Source organism: Nostoc sp. (genome assembly GCF_036917535.1).
Classification (GTDB): Bacteria; Cyanobacteriota; Cyanobacteriia; order Cyanobacteriales; family Nostocaceae; genus Nostoc.
The window spans coordinates 32082-55477 of sequence record NZ_JBALDA010000074.1 but is presented as its reverse complement, the minus strand read 5'-3'; the positions used below and the strand labels follow the sequence as shown (position 1 = coordinate 55477).

The 23396-nt window shown below is 42.1% G+C and carries 19 protein-coding genes and 1 tRNA gene; 8 read left to right on the top strand and 12 right to left on the bottom strand.

All coding sequences use genetic code 11. The features are described from left to right. The first annotated feature begins 47 nt into the window (after nucleotides 1-47). The gene (locus V7K56_RS23705; RefSeq protein ID WP_334914183.1) at nucleotides 48-1169 is read left to right on the top strand and encodes a carboxylate-amine ligase; all 1122 of its coding nucleotides are present in this window, start codon (nucleotides 48-50) and stop codon (nucleotides 1167-1169) included. Here V7K56_RS23705 and V7K56_RS23700 read toward each other — a convergent pair. Together V7K56_RS23700 and V7K56_RS23695 are read right to left on the bottom strand one after the other, a co-directional pair. Then, nucleotides 1161-1439 (bottom strand): antitoxin family protein, encoded by a 279-nt coding sequence (locus tag V7K56_RS23700; protein ID WP_334914181.1) that lies wholly within the window; start codon nucleotides 1437-1439, stop codon nucleotides 1161-1163. The two genes, V7K56_RS23705 and V7K56_RS23700, sit on opposite strands and share 9 nt — an antisense overlap. 280 nt (nucleotides 1440-1719) lie before the next feature. Then, complete coding sequence (locus V7K56_RS23695) at nucleotides 1720-1947, bottom strand: hypothetical protein (RefSeq protein ID WP_334914179.1); 228 nt, start codon at nucleotides 1945-1947, stop codon at nucleotides 1720-1722. Between the two features lie 392 nt (nucleotides 1948-2339). Between V7K56_RS23695 and V7K56_RS23690 the strand changes: the two genes are divergently transcribed. Continuing rightward, nucleotides 2340-2570 carry a DUF433 domain-containing protein gene (locus tag V7K56_RS23690; RefSeq protein WP_292779210.1) on the top strand — a complete coding sequence of 77 codons (231 nt, stop codon included), beginning with the start codon at nucleotides 2340-2342 and terminating at the stop codon, nucleotides 2568-2570. After that, complete coding sequence (locus tag V7K56_RS23685) at nucleotides 2567-2935, top strand: DUF5615 family PIN-like protein (RefSeq protein ID WP_334914177.1); 369 nt, start codon at nucleotides 2567-2569, stop codon at nucleotides 2933-2935. The genes V7K56_RS23690 and V7K56_RS23685 overlap by 4 nt, the downstream gene beginning before the upstream one ends. 90 nt (nucleotides 2936-3025) lie before the next feature. On the opposite strand, the gene V7K56_RS23680 is transcribed toward V7K56_RS23685, so the two are convergent. Further along, nucleotides 3026-5839, bottom strand: a complete 2814-nt coding sequence (locus V7K56_RS23680; RefSeq protein ID WP_334914222.1) for a HEAT repeat domain-containing protein — start codon at nucleotides 5837-5839, stop codon at nucleotides 3026-3028. Between the two features lie 156 nt (nucleotides 5840-5995). After that, nucleotides 5996-6436 carry a hypothetical protein gene (locus V7K56_RS23675; protein WP_334914176.1) on the bottom strand — a complete coding sequence of 147 codons (441 nt, stop codon included), beginning with the start codon at nucleotides 6434-6436 and terminating at the stop codon, nucleotides 5996-5998. 289 nt (nucleotides 6437-6725) lie between these two features. Between V7K56_RS23675 and V7K56_RS23670 the strand changes: the two genes are divergently transcribed. From V7K56_RS23670 to V7K56_RS23660, 3 genes are all read left to right on the top strand, one after another. Beyond that, nucleotides 6726-7139 (top strand): hypothetical protein, encoded by a 414-nt coding sequence (locus tag V7K56_RS23670; RefSeq protein ID WP_334914174.1) that lies wholly within the window; start codon nucleotides 6726-6728, stop codon nucleotides 7137-7139. Between the two features lie 135 nt (nucleotides 7140-7274). Next, on the top strand, nucleotides 7275-8651 hold the full coding sequence (locus V7K56_RS23665) for a dihydrolipoyl dehydrogenase family protein (protein ID WP_334914172.1): 1377 nt from the start codon (nucleotides 7275-7277) through the stop codon (nucleotides 8649-8651). Between the two features lie 319 nt (nucleotides 8652-8970). Next, complete coding sequence (locus V7K56_RS23660) at nucleotides 8971-9174, top strand: integrin alpha (protein ID WP_334914170.1); 204 nt, start codon at nucleotides 8971-8973, stop codon at nucleotides 9172-9174. Here V7K56_RS23660 and V7K56_RS23655 read toward each other — a convergent pair. The 5 genes from V7K56_RS23655 to V7K56_RS23635 form a co-directional block, all read right to left on the bottom strand. Continuing rightward, nucleotides 9167-12190, bottom strand: coding sequence for a hybrid sensor histidine kinase/response regulator (locus tag V7K56_RS23655; protein WP_334914168.1), 3024 nt, complete (start codon nucleotides 12188-12190; stop codon nucleotides 9167-9169). The genes V7K56_RS23660 and V7K56_RS23655 overlap by 8 nt on opposite strands. 243 nt (nucleotides 12191-12433) lie before the next feature. Next, the gene (locus V7K56_RS23650; protein WP_334914166.1) at nucleotides 12434-15268 is read right to left on the bottom strand and encodes a methyl-accepting chemotaxis protein; all 2835 of its coding nucleotides are present in this window, start codon (nucleotides 15266-15268) and stop codon (nucleotides 12434-12436) included. Nucleotides 15269-15329: 61 nt separating this feature from the next. Beyond that, entirely contained in the window at nucleotides 15330-15827 is a 498-nt protein-coding gene (locus tag V7K56_RS23645) for a chemotaxis protein CheW (RefSeq protein ID WP_334914164.1), read from the bottom strand. A 4-nt stretch (nucleotides 15828-15831) separates the two neighbouring features. Continuing rightward, nucleotides 15832-16209 carry a response regulator transcription factor gene (locus tag V7K56_RS23640; RefSeq protein ID WP_069071198.1) on the bottom strand — a complete coding sequence of 126 codons (378 nt, stop codon included), beginning with the start codon at nucleotides 16207-16209 and terminating at the stop codon, nucleotides 15832-15834. Nucleotides 16210-16271: 62 nt separating this feature from the next. After that, nucleotides 16272-17339: a response regulator gene (locus V7K56_RS23635; protein ID WP_334914162.1), complete on the bottom strand. Its 1068-nt coding sequence runs from the start codon at nucleotides 17337-17339 to the stop codon at nucleotides 16272-16274. Nucleotides 17340-18375: 1036 nt separating this feature from the next. Between V7K56_RS23635 and V7K56_RS23630 the strand changes: the two genes are divergently transcribed. Then, entirely contained in the window at nucleotides 18376-19059 is a 684-nt protein-coding gene (locus V7K56_RS23630; protein WP_334914160.1) for an HAD family hydrolase, read from the top strand. 570 nt (nucleotides 19060-19629) lie between these two features. Here the strand turns inward: V7K56_RS23630 and V7K56_RS23625 are convergent. Beyond that, on the bottom strand, nucleotides 19630-20481 hold the full coding sequence (locus tag V7K56_RS23625) for a hypothetical protein (protein WP_334914158.1): 852 nt from the start codon (nucleotides 20479-20481) through the stop codon (nucleotides 19630-19632). 640 nt (nucleotides 20482-21121) lie between these two features. Between V7K56_RS23625 and V7K56_RS23620 the strand changes: the two genes are divergently transcribed. Further along, entirely contained in the window at nucleotides 21122-21601 is a 480-nt protein-coding gene (locus tag V7K56_RS23620) for a type I restriction endonuclease (RefSeq protein ID WP_334914156.1), read from the top strand. Nucleotides 21602-21797: 196 nt separating this feature from the next. Here V7K56_RS23620 and V7K56_RS23615 read toward each other — a convergent pair. Both V7K56_RS23615 and alr read right to left on the bottom strand, forming a co-directional pair. Continuing rightward, nucleotides 21798-21879: transfer RNA gene (locus V7K56_RS23615), tRNA-Leu, on the bottom strand. Nucleotides 21880-22128: 249 nt separating this feature from the next. After that, the gene (gene alr, locus V7K56_RS23610; protein WP_334914154.1) at nucleotides 22129-23316 is read right to left on the bottom strand and encodes an alanine racemase; all 1188 of its coding nucleotides are present in this window, start codon (nucleotides 23314-23316) and stop codon (nucleotides 22129-22131) included. Between the last annotated feature and the right edge of the window lie 80 nt (nucleotides 23317-23396).

Below are 23396 nucleotides of genomic sequence, written 5' to 3'. Positions count from 1 at the left end.
GGGTGCTGATGTTGATTGATTAAACATACGCTTGACTATCCAAATTTATGCCATCCCAGACTGAAGAATTTACTATTGGTGTCGAAGAAGAATATCAAATTATCAATCCCACGACGCGAGAACTAAGTTCGCGTGTCGAGCATATTCTTCCAAAAGCCCAGAAAGCAATTGGTTCAGAGGTGCAGCCAGAAGCCCAGCAATCGCAGATAGAAATTGGTACGCCCATCTGTAAAACACTTGCAGATGTACGCTCTGAGCTTGTTCGTTTGCGCTACGAAGTGATTGCGGCGGCTGCTAAGGACGGTAAGCAAATTGCTGCTGCTGGGACGCACCCGTTCTCACATTGGGATGAACAACAGATCACGCCCAAAGAACGTTATGAAGATTTGATGCGAGATTATCAACAACTCACCCGTGAACTAGTCATCTTTGGCTGTCATGTGCATGTGGGAATTAGCGATCGCTCTACTGCTATCCAGGTGATGAACCGGACTTGTATATGGCTTTCCCCACTCTTGGCACTGGCAGCATCTTCACCTTTTTGGTTAGGTAGGGATACAGGCTATGCAAGCTATCGTACCGGAATTTGGAGCCGATGGCCTATATCTGGAGTACCACTGATTTTCGAGTCCTTAACCGATTACGAAGCGCTTGTACAAGTTTTAGTAGAGACAAAAAGTGTCGCAGAGGCGACGAAGATTTATTGGGATGTGCGTTTGTCTGAGCGCTTTCCAACAATAGAGTTTCGAGTCACAGATGTCTGCCAGACAGTAGACGAAGCAGTAATGGTAGCAGGGCTTGTACGTGCTTTGGCGCGAACTTGCTACGAAGAAGTCATAACTGATAAACCGTTTCACCCAGTGCGTCACGAACTTATACGTGCTGCTCACTGGCGTGCCGCACGTTATGGATTAGATGAGGATTTAATTGACGTTAGCGCTATGAAAGCTGTTCCGGCACGGGAGATGGTTGAGAGCTTTCTCAGTTTCGTGCGTCCATCGCTTGAGGAGTACGGAGAATGGGATGAAGTCTCGTCTCTTGTACATAGAACGATGGAGTTTGGAAATGGTGCAACACGACAACGCGAAATTTACAAACAAACGGGGCGTTTTTCAGATGTCGTCGATTTAATCGTCCAAGATACAGCAAAAGGGATAGCTTCAGTATAAAGCTTTGGATATTGCAGTCCTAGCCAAAACAAGTGGATTGTCTGGATTTGCCTGCTTCGGTGTACCATACAAATAATGATCGTGTTCGCTAGACCAATCCTGGGGTACATCAACAGTTCCCGTCATCGCCTCCAGAACATCCCAAGCATCACCCGATGATTCTGGCAACTCTTGAATTGTAATTACGTAACGTGTGTTAGGTGCTAAATCCAAAGGAACATCTGGGCGCAAAACACCTCCATCAAATACAACTGTTACCATCTTGTTCATAAAAAAACCTTTAGAACTATTGCAGTCGTGTAATTTAATGTAAACTACCCGACGCTGATTAAGCATCAATACTACAGCTATACAGTGCCAGACATGATTATTTATAAGTTTTGCTTAAGCTGTTGTAACGATCGCATAAGCGTTTGCCACAAATGGATAAGCTTTGGTAACGAAACAACTTCATTGATAAGTTTTATTTAAGCGTTGTTAACGAGCGCATAAGCGTTTGCCACAAATGGATAAGCTTTGGTAACGAAATAACTTTATTGATAAGTTTTATTTAAGCGTTGTTAACGATCGCATAAGCGTTTGCCACAAATGGATAAGCATTCGTAACCAAACAGGTTGTGTTAGTGACGAACGCATAAGTTTTCGTTACCAACGGATAAGCATTCGTAACCAAACAGGTTGTGTTGGTAACGAACGCATAAGTTTTCGTTACTAACGGATAAACATTCGTAACCAAACAGGTTGTGTTGGTAACAAATGGACAAGCTGTTGTTACCACAGGAACTTCATTTGTAACGTTGCTGCTGCAAAATTGCTCAAATTCTTCTGAAGAGGATTTTCTTTAAGCTTTGCATCGCATGAGTAACAACATGATGCTGAGATGTATGTAGGGTAGAGCGATTGCGACACCCAACACCAAGATCCATATTGGGTTGGACTGCGCTTCACGCAACCTACATCTAATTTAAAACAACCTCTAATGCTTAACGTGAAACGATCAGATAATAGAAAAAATGGACGCAGTTATAGCCGTAGTCATATAAGTTAGCACATAATGACAATCGTGAACGTCAGGAAGAGTAATGTTTTTACCTCTTGCCTTCTACCTCCTGCCCCCTGCCTCCTGCATAATTCTTCAATCTAATAACCCCACATAGCGAGGTAACAACCATGCAAAATCTCACCAGAATTACCCGCAATCCAGAAGTGATGGGTGGTAAACCCTGCATTCGAGGAATGCGTATTACTGTTGGTACTATCGTTGGGTTAATGGCATCTGGACACAGCAATAACGATATTCTTAAAGCATATCCCTACCTCGAAGAAGCTGATATTTATGAGGCACTCGCCTATGCTGCATGGCGAGTTGAAGAAATTGAAGTGCCTCTAAAAAGTGCATGAAAATTTTGATTGATATGAACCTTTCCCCTGATTGGGTTGCGGTTTTTCAGAGGTACAATATTTCGTCTGTCCACTGGTCTACCATTGGCAACCCCCGTGATAAAGATGCAATTATTATAGAGTGGGCAAGAACTAACAGTTATATCGTCTTTACTCACGATTTAGACTTCGGTACTTTGTTAGCTGCAACAGGTGCTGATACCCCCAGTGTAATTCAAGTTCGTGCTCAGGATATTTTGCCAAACAGTATCGAAAATCTAGTCATTTCAGCCCTGAATCAGTTTGAGTCCTTACTGGAGTCAGGTGCATTGGTTACTATTGACCAAGCTCAATCTAGGGTGCGTATTTTACCAATTTGTAAATAGCTGACAGCTTTGATTTAAGCATTTACCACAAATATGACGAAGTTCGTTACCACCACAACTAGATTTGTAACGTCACTGCTGCAAAAGTAGTTAAATTATTCTTGTGAAGAGGATTTTCTTTAAGCTTTGCATGGCACGAGTAGCAACATTATGCTGATGCCAAGCTTGATAGAAATCGGGGTAAGGCATATTCTGGGCACATTTCCAAGCTAAATTGTAGTATTCACCATTGAATTGCCAATAACCGCTTAAAGCTTTGACTACTGCAAAGCGATGCTTATTATTCTGTAGAATTTCCCCTAAGCTTTCTACTGCCTGCCAACGGATGAAGAAATGCACATTAGTTGATTGCAGCAGTTGTACCAAGGTAGCGATCGCAAATTTATTGCCTGGGTCGATTGTCCCTAAGCTACCTACTGCTCCAATACGGGTGAAGTCATTCACATCAGTTAATTGCAGCAGTTGTACCAAGGTAGCGATTGCAAATTCATTGCCTGGGTCAATTTTCCCTAAGCTTCCTGCTGCTTCAATACGGGTGAAGTCATCCACATCAGTTAATTGCAGCAGTTGCACCAAGGCGGCGATCGCAAATTCATTGCCTGTGCCAATTTCCCCTAAGCTAGATGCTGCCCACCAATGGGTGTTGTCATGCACATTAGTTGATTGCAGCAGTTGCACCAAGGCAGTGATCGCAAATTCATTGCCTGTGCCGATTTCCTCTAAGCTAGATGCTGCGTACAAACGGATGTCGTCGTCATCCACATTAGTTGATTGCAGCAGTTGCACCAAGGTGGTGATCGCAAATTCATTGCCTGGGTCAATTTTCCCTAAGCTTTCTGCTGCTCGCCTACGGGTGGAGTGGGTGTAGTCATCCACATCAGTTAATTGCAGCAGTTGCACCAAGGCGGCGATTGCAAATTCATTGCCTGGGTCAATTTTCCTTAAGCTTTCTGCTGCTTCAATACGGGTGAAGTTATCCACATCAGTTAATTGCAGCAGTTGCACCAAGGCGGCGATCACAAATTCATTGCCTGTGCCAATTGTTCCTAAGCTTTCTGCTGCTTGCCAACGGGTGTCGTAATCCTCATTAGTTAATTGCAGCAGTTGCACCAAGGCGGCGATCACAATTTCATTGCCAGAGTCGATTTTCCCCAAGCTTTCTGCTGCCTGCCTACGGGTGTGGTGATCCACATTAGTTGATTGCAGCAGTTGCACCAAGGCGGCGATCGCTGTTTCATTGCTTGTGCCGATTTTCCCTAAGCTTTCTACTGCCCGCCTACGGGTGTCCTCATCCACATCCTTTGATTGCAGCAGTTGCACCAAGGCGGCGATTGCTGTTTCATTGCTAGTGCTGATTTCCCCTAAGCTTTCTGCTGCCTGCCTACGGGTGGAGTCATCCACATTAGTTGATAGCAGTTGCACCAAGGCGGCGATCACTTTTGTGCGGTCTGTTTGTTGCAGTGCTGATTTAGCTTCCTCTTTGATTGAACTCGGACTATCAATTGTCCACTTGACAATTTGTGTTACTATTTCATCTGCTCTGAAATAATCCTTAAACTCTGCAATTCCTGCGGCAGCTAAAAAATAGGCGCGATATTTATAAAATTTTTGACATCCATCTTTAAAATGAACTAAAGCATCAATAAACTCTTGCTTTTGCTGTTTGAGGTTTTCTTCTTTTTGCCCTAACCAAAGTAATATTGTTTGCTTCCATTGCGGCTCAAAGATGCGATAAGTTCCTTGACTGGGATTTTTGGGAACATGGTTAAGAAAGAAATGCCAGTTATCAATTGCTATAGCAGCAAAATATTCTTGAAATGAAGCATGAAAGAAAGCGTAAACAGGTTTTCTATTTGTATCTATGCCTACACAGTTCAGCCAGCCCTGATTTAGTGCCAATTTTAGCAGCGACTTTTCATCATCAGCATTCCCCAAAAACTGACTAACAAAATCCTCCCGCAAGCGAAAACGGGTTGCTTCTTTGTCTATTGCTGCTTTCGCTAATTCCCCTAATTTGACATTGAGTTGCTGACGCTGGTCAGAGTTTGTAGCAAATTCGTCTTTTTTCCACTTATAGAAGTCATCTACAAATTGCTGATAGAGTCCCGCTTGAGTATCGGGTAATTTACCTTCTCCTGATTGCCAATTCAAGCACAGCAGTGTCAAACGCAGAGGATTTTTCACTAAATCCTGAATCCGTTCTTTACCTGATTCTTTCAACGCAGTACATAACTGCTCCCCTTTTTCTCGATTAGCAGCGAACCATTTATGAATAAATCTCTCTACCTGTTGTGGATAAGAAAAATCTAAACTGCGATAGGTATCAAAATCATCAAGTGCATTAATGCTACCATCCCACAGATTAATCCGACAGGTTAGCACAATTCGCGCTTGAGAAATTAACCTGACTTCACGGAATTGTCGTGCAATTTCTGTGAGAGGATTACCTGAAGATGCGGACATTTCATCTAACCCATCTAGCAGCAACCAGACATTATTTTGATTAAACAGAGCAACAAAATCATTCTTCAGTTGCTCAGTGGGTTCAGCTTTACCTGTTTTTTCGGCAACCTGAGTTAACCAACTCTCGAACAGATAAGACTTTAGTTCCTTCTCTCGCAAATCTGCTAAAGATACCCAAATGACAATTGACTGGTGAATCTCACGAGATACCCAATCAGCAATCTGCTGTAATAATGTTGTCTTTCCTGCTCCCGGTTCGCCAATAATTGCTATTAGCTTACCTTTACTTTTAGGCGTGTTCTTCTGTTTGAGAACTTCTTCAAGAAAAGCATCATGCTCAAATGTTTTGGTGATTTCTGTCTCCTTGTACAGTTGTGACCCCTGTTCTGGAGAAACATCGCCCTGACGCTTGGATTGTTTTTTGCGCTCAACTAATCCCAGTGGTACATAAACATCATCAACTTGCAGGGTGACTCCTTCAGTTGATGTCAGAGGATTTGTAGTCAGCTTTCGCCGTTCTGCGAGTATTTCACAGCAGATTTTACGCCAGTCATCGGGAGTTAACTTTGTCCCATCCTCCCCTGGAGACGACTGTAGTCAAAACGTGATGTTATTAGTTTGATTATTTATCTGTCCTTGATTTACAACCCCAATTTTTTCTGCTAGCTGCGTCAGATTTTGAATGGTTGGCTGTTGAGACTTGAGGGTATTTTCGATTTCTTGAATTTTTTGAGTGAGTTTTGGTTCTGCTTTTGCTGCTGCTTCCACTTCTACAACAGCTTGAGCAATTTCTGGATCTGCGTCTGCTGCTGCTTTGAGTTCCAGCACTGCTTGACCATAATCTAATCGCTGCGGTTCATTTGCCTCAACAGCACTGGTGAGTGATGGCGATTTATTCTTTTGGCGGAGTAATCCGATTAACTTACCACCTAGCGTCCATGTAGCATCACCAATATTTTCGCCAATTTTCTCCTGTGCTTTAGTCCAAAGCGTAGTTGCGATCGCAGTAGCAACAGCTGTCAGTGTTACAGTTACCATAAATTCACTACAAATTGAATTGATATAGAAATTTCTCGGCTCAATACCTTTTGCAATTTTTCACAGAGAATATCACGAATACCACGCACAACCTGGTAAGTTGAATTTTAACCCAAATAATTTGAGTGGTTTGACTGGAATCAGCGTTGAAGAATAAGAACACTTAATTAAAACCCAAGCAAATCCTCAAATGACCAATCAGACTTTCATTAATTCATTGAAGGAAGAATAATCTTATGAAGACGATTATGACGAAAGATGGCATCCAAATCTACCAGAAGGGCTATTTATGTTCATCACATTGATTTCTGCATTTTTCCTTGGATTAGTTGCGGGACTACGAACGTTCACAGCTCCTGCTGCTTTATTTCTGGCACGTGGCGGCATTATAGGGATCATTCTGGCTGTACTGGCAGTGGCTGAGTTGATTGGCGATATGCTGCCGCAAATCCCGTCTCGCACCAGTCCCCCTGCGTTGATTGCTCGGATTGTCAGTGGTGGCATTGTGGGATGGCTAATCACCGGAGCAAACAGCAGTTTTGCACCTGTTGGAGCGCTCTTTGGTGTTGTGGGTGCACTGGTCGGTGCGTATGGAGGTAGGGCGGTACGGATAGCCGCCATTGAAAAGATTGGTGCAGTTCCTGCTGCCCTTGCTGAGGATGTTGTAGCGATCGCTCTGGCTGCCTTTATCGTTACCCGTTGATGTCACGAAGTGCGTAAGTTCTAAGTTAACTGGCATTTTAACTCTATCCAAACCCTACCTTAATGGGTGGAGAGTTTTTAACTTTGAGTGTGACAGTGTTATGAAAGCAAACTATCTCCAAGGAGTTTAGCACTGATGGAAACAGCAGATGTGATTGTAATCGGCAGTGGTCAAGGAGGCATTCCACTGGCGGCTGATTTTGCCAATGAGGGACGTAAGGTTGTCTTGTTTGAGCGGGATGCTTTAGGCGGTAGTTGTATCAATTATGGCTGCACTCCGTCCAAAGCGTTCTTAGCTGCGGCTCATGCAGCAGGGCGGGCGCGCCAGAGCAAGAAGTTAGGCATCCACACGCAGGTTGAAGTGGATTTTCCTGCTGTCATGGAGCGAGCTCGGGGAATCCGCAGCAGCTTTAATCAGGGGATTCGCAAGCGATTGGAGACTGCGGGTGTCAAAGTCATTTGTGCCGAAGCTTCTTTTGTGGGTGAACGGACGGTCAAAGGTGGGGATGTTACTCTTCAGGCTCCTCTAGTAATCATTAACACAGGCACGTCATCGCTGATTCCTGACATTCCCGGACTTGCAGGAACTCCCTACCTGACCAACCGCAACTTCTTTGACTTGAACACCTTACCAGCCCGTTTATTGGTGATTGGAGGCGGCTATATTGGCTTGGAATTGGGACAAGGACTAGCGCGTTTGGGCAGTCAGACTGACTTAATTGTGCGGGGCGATCGCGTCCTTGATCGGGAAGAGGCTGATGTCAGCAAGGTCTTAGCAGAAGCATTAGAACAGGATGGGATTAAGCTCCACTTTGGAGTCAATGTGAATCACGTCGCCCACGAGAGTAATGTGTTTAAACTGACCCTGAGCAATGGCGAACAACTCCAGGGAGAAGCGTTGCTGGTTGTGATTGGACGCAAACCTAATACAAGTCGATTAAATGCAGCGAAGAGTGGAATTGAGCTAGATGATCGAGGGTTTATCAAAATAGATCAGCAGTTCCATACTACCTGTTCTGGAGTCTATGCGATTGGGGATGCTGCCAAACAGCCTGCCTTTACGCACGTCTCCTGGGAGGACTATCGCCGCTTAAAAGCAATTTTGTGTGGAGAAAACCGGACACGGAGCGATCGTGTCCTTGGCTATGCGGTTTACACAGAACCCCAGGTTGGGCGAGTGGGTATGACGTTAGAACAGGCTCAGAAACAAGGCATCAACGTGCGTGCTGTCACCTTACCCATGAGCCAAATTGCGCGGGCAATCGAGTGGGGGCATGACCTCGGATTTTACCGCATGGTGATCGACAGTGACACAGACAAAATCCTGGGAGCAACCCTGGTGGGGTACGAAACTGCTGAATTGGTGCATGTATTTTTATCCCTGATGGAAGCAGGAGCAACTTGGCAGTTGTTAGAGCGATCGGTTCACATCCATCCCACCTATGGTGAAGCTTTACCCAGTTTGGCACGGTTGCTGCTTGGAGATAACATGCCAGGGTGTCCGAATATGTGAAGAGGTTTTATTGAAAGCGACGGGAAACTCCAGAGAGCAAGTGGCGTGGAGAGGGATAGTCGCCCCGTCACTTGGGGCATTGGGCATTGGGCATTGGGCATTAGACCTCTTGCAAAAGTCAAAAAATTAGGAATGTCATTCTGAGCAGAACGCAGTGGAGAGAAGAATCTCATCAGATGTTTCACTCCGTTCAACATGGCAATTTAAGCATTTATGCAAGAGGTCTATTGTACAGGCTTTTTCGTGTTTGTCTAGCCGCAAATTCAATTTTTTACCAAGACTCACGAATACTCAATCACTACAAACACAGGAGAAAATTATGGTTAATTCATCATTGAATCTCTCTGACCTCAACGGCATTAACGGCTTCACTATCAACGGCATCTCAAGCTTTGACTTTTCAGGCTGGTCTGTCAGCAGTGCCGGAGATGTCAACTCAGACGGCATCACTGACCTGATTATCGGGGCATGGCAGGCCAAACCCAACGGCAATTATTTAGGGCAATTGTCAATTTTTAATTAGAAACTGCCTTTTCTGCAACATTACGAATTATTTCCTCCAGCGTTTGGAGTAATTCTTGCTCGTTATAAGGTTTAGAAAAGTAAGCTCGCGCCCCCAATTGCATTGCTAGTTGCCGATGTTTATTGCTACTACGAGAAGTCAGCATCGCCACAGGAATATTTTTTGTATCAACGTCTGAATTTACCTTACCTAAAAAGCCATAACCATCAAGGCGAGGCATTTCAATATCGCAAATTACTGCCTCTACTTTCAAACCACTATGAAGTTTTTCTAAGGCATCTTGACCATCTTTAGCTTGCTCTACTTGATACCCTCCTTTTTCAAGGGTCAAAGCTAAAAAGCGGCGAACATTAATTGAATCATCTACGATTAAAATTGTGCCTTTCTGTTTAATAGATGTTGCTGATATTTTCTCTTCATCAAAAATCAGGAACGGTGTTTTTAACCTTGCTGATGGTAATTGAGTGCCTCTGGGAGTCCGCTGATTCGTAGCAATCCAATACAGCAACTCATTGACATTCACTAGTGGCACGACTCGACCATCACCGAGAATTGTACAGTTGCTAAAGCCTTCAGGTAAAGGTATATTCCCTTCAACTTGGCGAATCGCAACTTCTTGTTCGCCCCAGCAACGATCTATTTGGATTGCGACTGGCTGATTATTACCTTTGACTACTAATACGCTGTTAGTACTAATAGCTGCCGGAATTTCCAACTCTGGGCTATCGTAGCGTAGACAATTAAACTCTAAATAACGAGTTAGGCGAATCAGTGGCAGCATGGTTCCTTGCCAATTTAAAACTTCGCTACCAGCCATCTCGAAAACTCGCTCGTCTTGCAGTAAAGATATTTCGGAAATGACATCTGTGGGAAATGCTAATAGAATTTTGTTAATTTCTACCAGCAGAACTCGGGCAACCGAAAGTGTAAAGGGTACTGAGAGGGTGAAGGTAGTACCAACTCCTGGTTCCGTATCAACTTTTACATCTCCTCGAATCAGTTTGAGGTTGTTGCGAACCACATCCATACCGACACCGCGACCAGATAATGCTGTGACTTGCTCGGAAGTGGTAAAACCTGGTTCAAAAATTAGTGATAACAGTTCTTCATCACTAGCATTAGCAAGTAAAGAAACATCCAATCCCATAGCTAGAGCGCGGGTACGAATTTTCTCTACAGAAATGCCCCAACCATCATCACGGATGGTAATGATAGTGCGATTACTGCGATGAGTAGCTGTAATTTCAATCAACGCTTGTTCTGGTTTACCCAAAAGGCGACGCGTGGTAGAGTCTTCGATCCCATGATCGAAAGCATTCCTTAATAGGTGCATTAAAGGTTCGTTTAAAGCTTCTAAAATGCTGCGTTCAATTAAAGTGTTGCCACCTTCAATTTTTAACTGAACATTTTTCCCATACTCGACATTTAAATCACGTAAAGCTCTCGGAAAACGTTCGATTAAATCAGACAGCGGTCGCATTCGGATGTGATTTAGTTTGGTTTGTAACTGTTTCGATGTTTTATTTAGTTTCCGAGCAATATGGTCTGTATCATCTACACTGAGTTGCACATCTGTTGTCACTTCCTGTACTTGAACAATGGTTTCCATAACTTCCTGCGATCGCAGGTTTAATTCGTTATAGCGATCCATTTCTAAGGCATCAAATTCTGTGTTTGTACCTTGTACTTGGTGGCCATTTCCAACTGGCATCTGTGCCCCATTAGACATGGTAGCTTGAGTGGAAATTTTGTCGGAGACTATACGTAATTCCTGGTTTTCACGGTCGAGAACTTGGACTCGCTGGTTGAGGTTACGAACGAGTTTGCGTAATCTTTCTAGTTGTGAGTTTAACCCATTGCGCTGAACAATCAGTTCGCCAAATAAATCATTAATTTGCTCTAGTTGTTTGCTGGGAACTCTGACGCTGTTTTCATGAATTTCTCGTTCTTTCCCAACGGCAATTGGCTCTCCTTTACCTTCGCTAAATTTGGCGTCTGGAGGATTGTCTTCTCTAGCAAATATTGTATTGTGCTCCGTGACATTGACAGCATTTACCTCATCGGCAAATTCAGCATCTATAAATGTAAAATTAGCTGCGATTGCTTCATCTTTAGTCCAAGTTTCTGGAGTGATCTCTGCTTGCCAAACGCGTGTTGACACCGCTTCTGTATCAATGACATCTGTGGGGAAAAGCTGTGGTATCACTTCTGCTGGTAATAGTGGCTGAGATTGCGTAGAACTATTTAAGTCAATTGCTGTAGGCAAGCTATCTAACTGATTTGTCAGCACCAAAGCTTGCGATCGCCGCCATGCTTGCAATGCTAACTGGGCAATTTCGGGAATGCGCTCGCTACTAGCAGTTTCCAATAGCTGCGTTACTGACTCACAAAGCTTGCTAAAAGCTGGTAACTGGAGCATTTCCCCTAAACCGCCTAATTCAGCTGCCAGGATCGCAATTTCTTCATGCAATCCGGCTTGTTCGCTATCTGCCAATATAGATTCTAGACGCTGCAAACATTCTTCTACTTCTGTGGCAAATAGCAAAGGGATAACGTCTTGTCCATCCTCTGGAGATAGCATGGTTGAGGCATCCTCAGGGGTGGGGTCGCCCAAGCGATCGTGCAACTCATCAAAAATTGGATAACAAAAAGTTGCTAACCACTGCTCTTCAACAACATTCCCTTCTGCCAGCAATTCTACAATTTGACGCAGCCAGTCAACTCCAGATAGCAATAAACTTTGCAACTGAGTATCAATTTCTAAAGAATTTTTTTTAGTTTTTAAAACTTTAAAAGAATCTTCCAGACGGTGAGATAAATCACTTAGCGATTTAAATCCCATCATCGCTGCGCCACCTTTAATAGAATGAGTGGCCCGGAGTGCAGCATTGATTTTATCCAAATCGATGCGGTTACTAGTATCGATTTCCAGCAATACCCCTTCTAAGGTATTTAAGTAATCTGTTGCTTCTTCCAGAAACTGCATCTGGATTTCTAATTCTTTGTCTTGTAGCATAGTTTTTGTCCTTAGTCATTGTTTATTGGTCATTAGTCATTAGTCATTAGTCACTGGTCACTTGTACTAAGCGACTTGTGCCGAGCGATCGCGTAGCGTCTCGTAGAAAAGCCGAGGTAAGTCGAAATATTGGTCATTAGTAAAAGGACAAAGGACAAATGACAACGGACAAATAACAAAAGTCATTGATCATTAGTCACTAGCAAATAGCAAAGGACAAAAGAAAAATGACAAATGACAAACTTAACTAACTTTGAAAGCCTCGACAGTCTCTTGCAACTGCTGGGAAATATCCACAGTTTGTTGCAGAGATTGGGAAACTTGGTGAGAAGAATCGCTGGTGCGTTGTGATATAGCAGCGATATCTTTCATCAATTGGCTAACACTTTGCGATGTTTCCACCTGAGATGCTGTTGCAGTAGAAATCGACTGCACTAAGGAGTCAATTTGACACGATACATCTAAAATTTCACTCAGACTTTGTTTAGCCTCCTCTACAATTCGAGTACCTTCTACCACTTGGGTAGTGCCTATTTCCATTGCTTGTACCACTTCACTGGTTTCTCGTTGGATATTTTCAACAATTTGCTCAATTTCTTGGGTTGCTGCGGCACTCCTAACTGCTAGTTCGCCGACTTCTTCAGCCACTACAGCAAAACCTTGACCTTCTTCACCCGCACGTGCTGCTTCAATACCGGCATTGATAGCAAGCAAGTTGGTTTGAATCGCGATTTGATTAATCAAGGACACCACGCGAGAAATTTGTTGCGAAGACTCTCCCAAACGTTTCACTTTCTTGGCAGTTTCACCCACTGTTTCCCGCAAAGAGAGGATATTTTGTACTGTCAAATCCATCGCGTGTCCGCTATTGGTGGCGGTGTGAGCAGCATGATTAGCAATGAAGGCAGCTTTTTCGGCACTTTCGGCTACAGCTTTCATTGATTGAGTCATTTGGTCAACAGCATCAAGGGTGTGGTTGATTTCGGCAGCTTGGGTGAGCGCTTCCTCTGCTAGGTGGCGGATGGCTCCTTCGTTAGAGCCAATGGCACTATTTACATGAATAGCAGCTTGTTTAACTTGGGTAACAATATCCCGCAGGCTTTCGACAATGGAGTTGAAAAAGTCGGCAACAGTGCCGATTTCTCCAGCGGTTACGTCTGCACGCACTGTCAAGTCGCCTCTAGCTGCACCTTCTACGTCGTTGAGTAGTTGTAAAAGTTGTCGTTGCAGTATTTCGTTTTCTTGCCATTCTTCGTTTGATCCGGTTACAGCAACATTTCTGACTTTTTCTATCTCTTCTAATAACTTGGCTTGTTCTAAGGCATAGCCGACTTGAGTTGCTATTTGTTGAAACAAGTCAATTTCTACCTGTTGCCAAACATGAGGAGTTTCGCAATGATGAGCTATTAACAAGCCTAAAAGTTTTTCTTGAGCAAGAATTGGTACGATCAAATAACCTTTGATAGCAAATTTTTCCAACAGTTGGATGTAACCGTCGGCATTTTTCAGGCTTTGGTCTTGATGAATATTAGCAACCGCTTGCACCTCTCCATCGTGATAAGTTTCTAGATAACGTTCCTGAAAATAGGGGTGATTAATTTGCACTCCCAGCATTTTTGGCCAATTACTAGTTACCGATTCTGCAACGACAACGCCAGCCAAAGTATTTGGATTCAGACTATAAATGATTACCCGGTCTGTTTTTAACGCTTGCTGAACTTCTTTGACTGCTGCATGATAAATATCTTCAGTTTTGAGAATTCTCCGAATCTGTAGGGTAATATCTGCTAGTAATTTTGCCCCTTCAACGTCAAGTTCTTGTTGCTGTTCTTTAACTAAGACCTGCAATTGTTCGGCCATCAGGTTGATATTTGTGCTCAATAACCCTAATTCGTCTTCTCTTTCGATTTGTAGACGGGTATTAAATTTACCTTGACCTAACTTTACTAATGCCGCAGTTGCATCGAGAATTGGCTGTGTAGTCAGTTTAGCTAATCGAGATGCGATCGCACCCACAATCAATGCTGTCACTGCTGTACCAATGGCTATAGTCCACAATAATTGTCTTTGCGGTTCAAATACAGTTGCGGTATCTGTAGATAAAAGTACCTGCCAGTTTAAATCAGGTAAGCCATCTAGGGTACTAGCTGGTACATAACTAACTAGTTTTTGTTTTTTGTGAGTTTTCGGAACTTCTATAAAACTATCTACCTTTTTAGCTACTAGCAGCTTAGGTAAATTAGAATACTCTCTCTTGGCCTCTTTCCCCAATAATTCCTTTTGGGGACTCAAGAAAACTGTTCCCGAAGCATCGAGTAAATGGTATTGTTGTCCATTGGCTACGTAGTTTTTAATGACTTCCTCTAAAGATTTTACAGGTATACGTGCTTGTACTACACCAATGGTTTGGTTTGTCCTTGTCTCTTTCACAGGTGCAGCTAGATAAATACTCACAACACCAGTATTTTTGGCTGCTTCCGGTTTGCTAATCACAGGAGTATCTTTTTGTAAAGCGTCTTGAAAATAGCTACGGTCTTTTTGATTTTCTAGGGGTTCGCCTGTGGATTGGACAATCAAGTTACCTTGGCGATCAAAAACAGCAATACTGTCATAAGCTTTGTAGGCTTCGACAACTTGATCTAAGACTGCTTGCTTTTCTTGAGTAGTGATATTGACACCAGCTTGGGGACTTGTCAAAAATAGCAAGTTTGATATTACCTGAATATCACCATAGCGTCCCAGCATGAAGCGGTTAACTTTATCACTTAAGTCAGCGGCTTGGGCTTGTTGAGATTGAGTAATTTGCTTAGTAATAGATTTGTTGGCAAAACCAAAAGCGATCGCACCGATGCCCAAAACTGGTATTGTACCGATTGCGATCGCTAAAATAGTCGCTTTCTTAATCAATCCCAACCTTGTAAAATAGGCAATCCCCTGATTCCAAGAAGAATTATTAGCACTTTCAGTAGTCAGCTTAGTTGGTGGCTTTACTACAGTTCCAATAGCTTTTTGAGATGAAATCAGCGATGCTCGGTTTTGAGCGCTATTACCTTGATTCGTGTTAGTTTTATTAAACATAAAAGTAGTTCTCCTAAGTATGTGAATAAGAACACTAAAAAGTTTTTTTTAGTAGTAAACTCTAATCACTGCGGAGAATAGAAGACTGCACAATCGCCTGGGCATCTAATACTAGTAGTATTTCCTTCTGTTGCACAACACACCCACATAAATAAGGAACTAAACTGGATGCCACTTGTCCTATAGGAGAATGAATATCATCAACTATGAACTTAGTTGTACCTTTTATTTCTTGTACAACTAAGCCCAACACTAATGATTCAACTTGAATAATGATTACATTGTACTGTCGCAGTCGATAATCTAGAGATTCTAAATTGAGCATTCTTGGTAAATCAACTACCCAAATTACCCGACTCCGCCAATTCATTAATCCTAATATGCAGGATGGCATATTGGGCATTGACGTAATAGATTCAACAGGCACAATAATTGCTTCTTGCGTATGCCTCATTGATAAAACAGCAGTAGTTTGTTGATTTAGCTGAAACTTTAGATAACCATCTGCTAAATTATTTGGGATTGATTTTGAAGAAAGAGTAATGTTTGTACTAGTCATTGATTTAAATTACCACTGATTTAATAGTACGTAGGAGATGTTCGCGGGTGTAAGGTTTAGTTATATAGGCATCTGCACCTTGCCTCATTGCCCACAAACGGTCAATTTCTTGATTTTTGGAACTACAAACCACAATCGGCACTTTTGCAGTAATTGGATTTCTTCTCAGAGAACGACACAATTCAAATCCACTCATTTCTGGCATTACTACATCAGTAACGATCGCATCTGGTTTTTCTAACACAGCTTTTTCTAAACCTTCTTTTGCACCACTTGCTTTAATTACGTTGTAACCACTCTCTTTGAGATAATGGCTCATTAATTCCAATTCGCTGGGAGAATCTTCTACAATCAAAATTGTGCCAAGTAAAGTCAGGCTCACTATCAAATCTCCTGAAAAAGTAAATTAAACATATTTTGTTATTTTTATTTGCCTTATTTCAATCAACCAAGATGCTTAAAAACCATTTTTAGCAATTCTGATTGTGTAAAAGGCTTGGTCAAATATCCTGACGATCTGACCATTTTAGCCTTTGCCCTGTCGATAAATCCTGTTCTACCAGTCACCATAACGATCGGTGTATTTTTAAAAGCTGAATGTTTACGTAATAAAGAACATAGTTCATAGCCATCTAAACTTGGCATTTCAACATCTAGTAAAATTAGATCGGGCTTACTCCGTAGAATTTGCATTAAAGCTTTTACGGGATCATTGATCATCACAACTGAAAATGTGTTTTCATCCAAAAAGTGTTTGATGGAATTCAAAACAGTTTGGCTATCATCAATGCAGGCAATTGTATATAGTTTTTTGCCAACAGGTAACTGAGTATTTTTATTATTTTCAGTAATATCAAAATTGATTGGTATTGGCAATTTTTGCCCAATTTTTATTTGCGGCTGTGGCTGAACTTGAGACGATTGTGTTGTAGAAAAAACTTGAGAACTCCCACCAGCCGGAATTGATGATTGAATATTTTGCCGATTTCGTAACTGCTTTTGACAGTGTTCAACAAGTAACCGTAAATCTAGGCGACAGAACTTTGGTAATTCATCCAAAGAGCTTTCTGGACTGAATTCATAGCTACCTTCTTTTAAACACAAAAATGATTCCATTACTTCTTTTGCTAATTCGTCTATCAGGTTTCCTGCTTGTACAGAGGTAATATATTCCTGATTTACTAACCAACAAATAGCTTGGTAATCCGCATTTGGTATTGATTGATGTTCATTCTTCGTCTCAAACATCAGCCGCATCTGTACACGAGTGGCGCTGTTGAGAGCAGGAATTTGCTGACTCAAGCGCCGTAAGTGACTGTCAAGGCGCTCAAATAGTTTATCTGAATAGGAGGCATAAGTAAGTTTACCGTCCTCTAGATAGATTGACCAAGAAACTATCCCGGTAAATACGCTTAAGCAACCCGTAGTATGTCGACTTGTTAATTGTGCCAACAGAGATAGCGGATGTAGTTTCTGGAACAACCTGTAGTTACCTATAGGAGTTGTGCTCATTTTGCTTTTACTTCAGCTAAATTCGATACGTCTAAGCTAAATTCGTGTAGAGTTATTCCACAATTAAAATCAATTAAAAAGCATTAAACTTTTGTGTTTTAAAGTACATCAGTTTACATCTAGGTTTGTGGTGAAACTCAACGAAAGTAGTGTATTTTCAGATGAGCAAATCTTAGTAAATTCGTAAATTGTGATTAATCTACTTACTGTTACTGAGATTTATAAACATCTTTCGAGAAATAAGACATAAAAATGTCAAGACTAGATGAAGCCACTTTCCATTGAGTAACCCCTATCTGACCACAGGAATAATACTGATTTTGTTGATGGTAATATATTTGAACTTCTGTATTTACACTTAAGTAAAATCTAGTTTTTAAACAAATAAGAACTATATAAAGCCACTTTTCATTAAATAGCCCGATTATGACTACAGGGATAATACTGATTTTTTTGATAAAAATAAAACATAATTCACAAGGGTTAACAACCGTAACAGGAAAAGGTGTGAAATTAACCGACGTCTCCAAGTTAATTTTTCTGGTTGTCCAAAATGCACGATCGCAGAGCAAAATTGTTCCTACTGTAGATATTGTGTGAGTAAGATAATATATTGGTTTTATCGTGCCCACTTCCTTACTCACTTGGGTGTCATTAGTCATTTGTCCTTTGTAATCACAAATTGACTAATGACGCGCCAGCGGCTGACCGCAGGGTAGGACAAATGACCAAGGACGACCATAACAAAAATTTTCACAATCTCATTTAGGATTGCTACATATAGAATTCCTATTTGATTTTTGAACAAGACTCAGTACGTATCTATCCCTTTTTTTCTGTACCCTGTACCCTGTTCTCTGTTCCCTCTCCACGCAAGTAAATTCAGGAATCAAACCGGATTCCTATATACCTGAATTTATGGAACAGGTTAGATATAACCAAAAGTCAATCAAAACTTATGAATCCACAATAAAAACCTGCCATTGGTAAGCAATACAATACAATGACAACCCAATAACAAAAATTGAGTAACATTATGCGTTATTCTGTATTGGCTACTGATTACGACGGTACACTAGCAACTGATAATCATGTAAATGAAAATACTTTGGCAGCACTTTCACGTCTGCGAAGTTCTGGTTACAAACTCATCTTGGTGACAGGTAGACAGCTAGATGAATTGCTGCAAGTTTTTCTAGAAGTAGATTTATTTGATTATGTAGTAGCAGAAAACGGCGCTTTGTTGTACTCACCAGCTACCCATCAGGAGAAACTATTAGGTTCGCAACCATCAGCAGAATTTATTAACGCATTGCGCGATCGCCAAGTCAAACCCCTGTCAGTTGGTCGTGTAATTGTTGCTACATGGCATCCTCATGAAACTACAGTTTTAGAAACTATCCGCCACTTGGGATTAGAATTACAAGTCATATTGAACAAAGCTGCGGTAATGGTGCTACCGTCAGGAATTAATAAAGCCACAGGGTTAGCCGCCGTTTTGACCCAGATGCAGTTATCATCTGAAAATGTAGTTGGGATTGGCGATGCAGAAAATGACTGTGATTTCCTGAGTTTTTGTAGTTATTCAGTAGCAGTTGCCAATGCTTTACCGATGCTCAAAGAGCGCGTGGATTTTGTGACTAATGGTAGTCGGGGGGATGGTGTTATCGAACTAATTGAAAAACTCATCACCTCAGATTTAGATGAATTAAAGCATTAATTATCGGTTTTAATATTAAGTCTTGTAAGTTAATTTAAATGCGTGTAACGTTGTTGCTTTATTGTGGCAACTGCGATCGCCTGTTTGAAAGCAAACCAACGCTCATAGTGCAGTACTGCATTCAATGACGAAGCCCAGCCACAGCCTGAAACTGCCTCTAAATAATTGACAGCTGCGATCGCTGATTTTTATAATTTGTCATAATTTCTGATGGTTGTTTATAACTGATAATACAACTTCTATAAATAGACTATTCAATCCATATTTATATAATTCATCCATGACTCTTCCGAATATTCTTAGTAACTATTTTTGTATTATTTGTAATACGTTTGCAAGTGCGGAAGATGGGCAAAAAGCGATAGTTAAAAAGCTTATACAGTAATACTTTTAGCCTATCTTCTCCCTGGTGTCAGCTATGCTATATTTACCCCTTTACTCATGTTACTCTCTCAGTATATGCTGTCTATTATCTATTCACAGCATATACTGAAAGAGCTTTTACAGCATCTCTTCGACTTTTCAAACACCCTCTAAGGTTGGATGAAGTAGAGGAAGGAATGAATTTTATTACTCGGGGTCAGAAACCGTCAGATCGGTGGTGTTGCCAATACCAAGGTAGGTTTTGTTAATATTTTGATCGACGTTGCGATAGCCAACAGTGCCATCTTCCTTGCGGAAGTAGACTCCGCCTTCGGATTGAGGGTCGCCAACTAACTGCACGCGATTGTCAAGATCGTTATAGATATCCCAGCGCAAATAGGGATCAGGTGCCCAACGTGCCCAGCGCCCATCAGTGGTAATCGCCCATAAGGTACCAGATTTGCCGACTGCGATTTGTTTGGCAGTAATACCAGGGAAAGTCTTATTGACACCTTGGTCAACGTTGCGGAAGCCGACACTACCGTCCGACTTGCGGAAATAAATTCCACCCTCGGACAAAGGATCACCAACTAATTGCACACGATTGTCAAGGTCATCATAGATATCCCAGCGCAGATAGGGAGCATCTGCCCAACGTGCCCAGCGCCCATCAGTGGTAATCGCCCATAAGGTACCAGATTTGCCGACTGCGATTTGCTTGGCAGTGATACCGGGGAAGGTTTTGTTGATATTTTGGTCAACGTTGCGATAGCCGACACTACCATCTGACTTCAAGAAGTAAACGGCACTTTTAGTTGTTGGATCGGCAACTAATTGCACGCGATTGTCAAGATCGTAATAGAAATCCCAGCGCAGATAGGGAGCAGGTGCCCAACGTGCCCAGGAATAAGTACTTTGAACAATCGCCCAGGGGCTTGAGGTATCTGGGCCTGCTAATGCCGAGTCGTGCAGTAAACAAATAATCGAGAAAGTAGTCAGCCCTACCATTGGAATACTTACCAAGGGTTGAATGAATCTCGGAAACTTTGCGATCTTCATAGTTTAACTGTGGTTAGAGTATAGGATAGATTCCAATACTGCTCGGTTAAGGAAAGAAAGTAGGCTCAAACCTTTGAAATATCCTAGTCTATAATGCCCAAAAGAGGCTTAACCGAGTAGTATTGGGATAGATTTTCATTTAGCACTTAAGAGCCTCTCCAAAAATGCAACCGTTCACACTCCCCCCTACTGCTCAAAGAAAAATCAAGAGTTTCGACAATTTTGCAAGGGGGGAGTGAATAATTACCCGAAAACTCTCCAAGGAGTTTCTCGGTTAAATTTTAAGTAACATTACGTAAAAGAAAGCAATTTGTTCTTTAAACGCACAGAAATTATAGAGGAAATCCGTGCAATTACACAATACCTTAGCCAAAAAAAGAGTATGAAGAGAGAGGGCGATCTGTAGTAGAGTTATTGTCTTCCACAACGACAACTCAGAAGCTACAATTCGCCCATGTTCGATATCCTATAACTCTTACAATGCTTGTTACCGCAGATCAACGTTACAACGATGCGGCAATTGAACCATTTTTGCCAAACTTACCTCTCTCGGTCGTATTCACAATGTTTCTACAGCCGTTGAACCTTCGTAAATTGGCGAAGGTATTGTCATTAGATTCATTTATCATTTATCATGCCCATGAGTGCCGAATATTCTGAAGACCGCCTAGTGCAACAAACTCCCGCTAATTTCTTTGAACAAACCCTGAAATGGTACTCGGTTTACGCATACAAAAAGGAAACGTTCGGGATTAACGGCACACTAGGACGCAAGGATAAACGGGAAGTTGTTTTTACACGCTACTTGCGCCAAGCACTGGAAAAATTTAACCCTGATCATCCAAATCAAGTATACGAGGATGCGATCGCCCAATTCACCAGCTACAACATCTCAGATCAATTAATCACCATCAACCAGAAAAAATGCCAACTCATTCGCGAAGGTATCCTAGAAAAACCCTACAAAAACTCAGAAGGTGAAACCATCAATCCTCGCCTGAAAGTGATTGACTTTCAAAACCCAGAAAATAATCATTTCCTAATAGTGCGAGAATTGTCTATTAAAGGTTCTCTCTATTCCAAACGACCCGATATCATCGGCTACAAGAGCCACAATTAAGAGTTTTATTTATAATTACTTGTACAGCGAAGACACAGGTTTACCTCTAGATGCCTATGATGAGCGTGATGTAGACAACCTAAGTAATATAGTATTTCTCCATATTTATCAGCAGTATAAAAGTGCTAATAAACATCCTTATGCAGCGTAAGCACAGATGAGCCTATTGACTCATGCAGTTTTTGATAATTACAAGTGCGGATGAAAGGACTTGAACCTTCACTCCTCTCGGAACTAGAACCTAAATCTAGCGCGTCTGCCAATTCCGCCACATCCGCATCAGTCTACTATATTACCATAAGAAATTATTTTTGGGAATAGAGAATAGGGAATAGGAAGTGGACAATAACAAAGCAGAGCAAAAGTTGTAGTAAGTCTTCTTCCAATGCCCAATGCCCTTCAGGAGTGCTGAGTGCTGTTAGCGGAAGCGGGGCATTTAGCCCGTGCTGAGTGCTGAGTGGGGAATCTCACTTCTTTACTCTAAGCCAAGGAACTCGAAACTCGGAACTATTTTGCCCCATGCCCAATTACATAACTGCAACACGAGGCAGACGATGCTTGAATCCACAAAGAATTTCCCAAGAAATAGTGTTTAATTGTTTTGCCCAATCGTCTGCTGAAATTTGTTCTTTTCCCTGTTTCCCTAATAAGGTGACTACTTCCCCTTCTTGGATATTAGGTATGGCACTTACATCCAGCATCAACTGATCCATTGTAATTGTCCCGATTTGCGACACGCGCTGACCGCGAATTAACGCCTGCATTTTGTTGGAAAGACTGCGAGGAACACCGTCAGCATAGCCAATTCCCACGACGGCGAGGCGAAGTTCGCGCGGGGCAATAAATTGATGTCCGTAGCTAACAGCAGTTCCTGCAGCAATTGTTTTGACTTGGGTAACTCGTGCCTTAAGTTCCAAAACAGGCTTGAGGTTGATCGCATTTTGTAAATGCGGTGCTGGATATAGTCCGTAAACAGCTAAACCTACACGCACCATGTCGTAGTGCAATGATGAATCTGTGAGTGTGGCGGCTGAGTTTGCCAAGTGCAAACAGGGTACTTGAATTCCCATTGCTTTGATTTGAGCGATCGCCTCCTCAAATCGTTTATGCTGTTCTTCCATTGCCGTGGTATTGGAATCGTCTGCTGTCGCCAAATGAGAATAAATACTGGCAATGTCAAGATGTGGTAATCGCTGCACTAATTGCACAAATTCGCCAGCTTGCTGCCAATTAGTTCCCAACCTCGACATTCCCGTGTCTAATTTAATGTGTACGGGCACTGGAGAACCATGATTCATCGATTCTAGGGTATCAGAAAATACTAAAGCTTGTTTAGGGCTACAGAGTGTGGGCTGAAGTTTCCATTGGGCGATCGCATGAATCTGCTCTAGTGTATGAGTTGCCCCTAAAATCAAAATGGGCGCTTGAATCCCGCCTTCTCGCAATTGAATAGCTTCTGGAACTGTAGCCACTCCTAACCAACTAGCTCCCGATTGGATGGCAATTTGAGCGACTGTTACGGCTCCATGTCCATAGGCATCAGCTTTTACTACTGCCATCAACTGGGTACGCGGCGATAAAAACTGCACCAATTGCTTTACATTGTACGACAACGCCTCTAAATCAATTTCAACCCAAGCTCGTTGCGAAAACCACGCGTAGGTGTCGCACTGCTGATTAGAAACTACACCAGGGATTTGTTTGCGACTTAACATTTGTACTGACTCCTATCCCACCACGGCTAAACTTTCAAGTTATCTATCTATACACGCTCCTAAAAGCGAGATCAGATTAA

Bases quoted from the DNA above. Each gene is read 5' to 3' on its own strand.
- V7K56_RS23705 (WP_334914183.1), top strand. From the start codon at position 48: ATGCCATCCCAGACTGAAGAATTTACTATTGGTGTCGAAGAAGAATAT.
- V7K56_RS23700 (WP_334914181.1), bottom strand. From the start codon at position 1,439: ATGAACAAGATGGTAACAGTTGTATTTGATGGAGGTGTTTTGCGCCCA.
- V7K56_RS23690 (WP_292779210.1), top strand. From the start codon at position 2,340: ATGCAAAATCTCACCAGAATTACCCGCAATCCAGAAGTGATGGGTGGT.
- V7K56_RS23685 (WP_334914177.1), top strand. From the start codon at position 2,567: ATGAAAATTTTGATTGATATGAACCTTTCCCCTGATTGGGTTGCGGTT.
- V7K56_RS23675 (WP_334914176.1), bottom strand. From the start codon at position 6,436: ATGGTAACTGTAACACTGACAGCTGTTGCTACTGCGATCGCAACTACG.
- V7K56_RS23670 (WP_334914174.1), top strand. From the start codon at position 6,726: ATGTTCATCACATTGATTTCTGCATTTTTCCTTGGATTAGTTGCGGGA.
- V7K56_RS23665 (WP_334914172.1), top strand. From the start codon at position 7,275: ATGGAAACAGCAGATGTGATTGTAATCGGCAGTGGTCAAGGAGGCATT.
- V7K56_RS23660 (WP_334914170.1), top strand. From the start codon at position 8,971: ATGGTTAATTCATCATTGAATCTCTCTGACCTCAACGGCATTAACGGC.
- V7K56_RS23655 (WP_334914168.1), bottom strand. From the start codon at position 12,190: ATGCTACAAGACAAAGAATTAGAAATCCAGATGCAGTTTCTGGAAGAA.
- V7K56_RS23650 (WP_334914166.1), bottom strand. From the start codon at position 15,268: ATGTTTAATAAAACTAACACGAATCAAGGTAATAGCGCTCAAAACCGA.
- V7K56_RS23645 (WP_334914164.1), bottom strand. From the start codon at position 15,827: ATGACTAGTACAAACATTACTCTTTCTTCAAAATCAATCCCAAATAAT.
- V7K56_RS23635 (WP_334914162.1), bottom strand. From the start codon at position 17,339: ATGAGCACAACTCCTATAGGTAACTACAGGTTGTTCCAGAAACTACAT.
- V7K56_RS23630 (WP_334914160.1), top strand. From the start codon at position 18,376: ATGCGTTATTCTGTATTGGCTACTGATTACGACGGTACACTAGCAACT.
- V7K56_RS23625 (WP_334914158.1), bottom strand. From the start codon at position 20,481: ATGAAGATCGCAAAGTTTCCGAGATTCATTCAACCCTTGGTAAGTATT.
- V7K56_RS23620 (WP_334914156.1), top strand. From the start codon at position 21,122: ATGAGTGCCGAATATTCTGAAGACCGCCTAGTGCAACAAACTCCCGCT.
- alr (WP_334914154.1), bottom strand. From the start codon at position 23,316: ATGTTAAGTCGCAAACAAATCCCTGGTGTAGTTTCTAATCAGCAGTGC.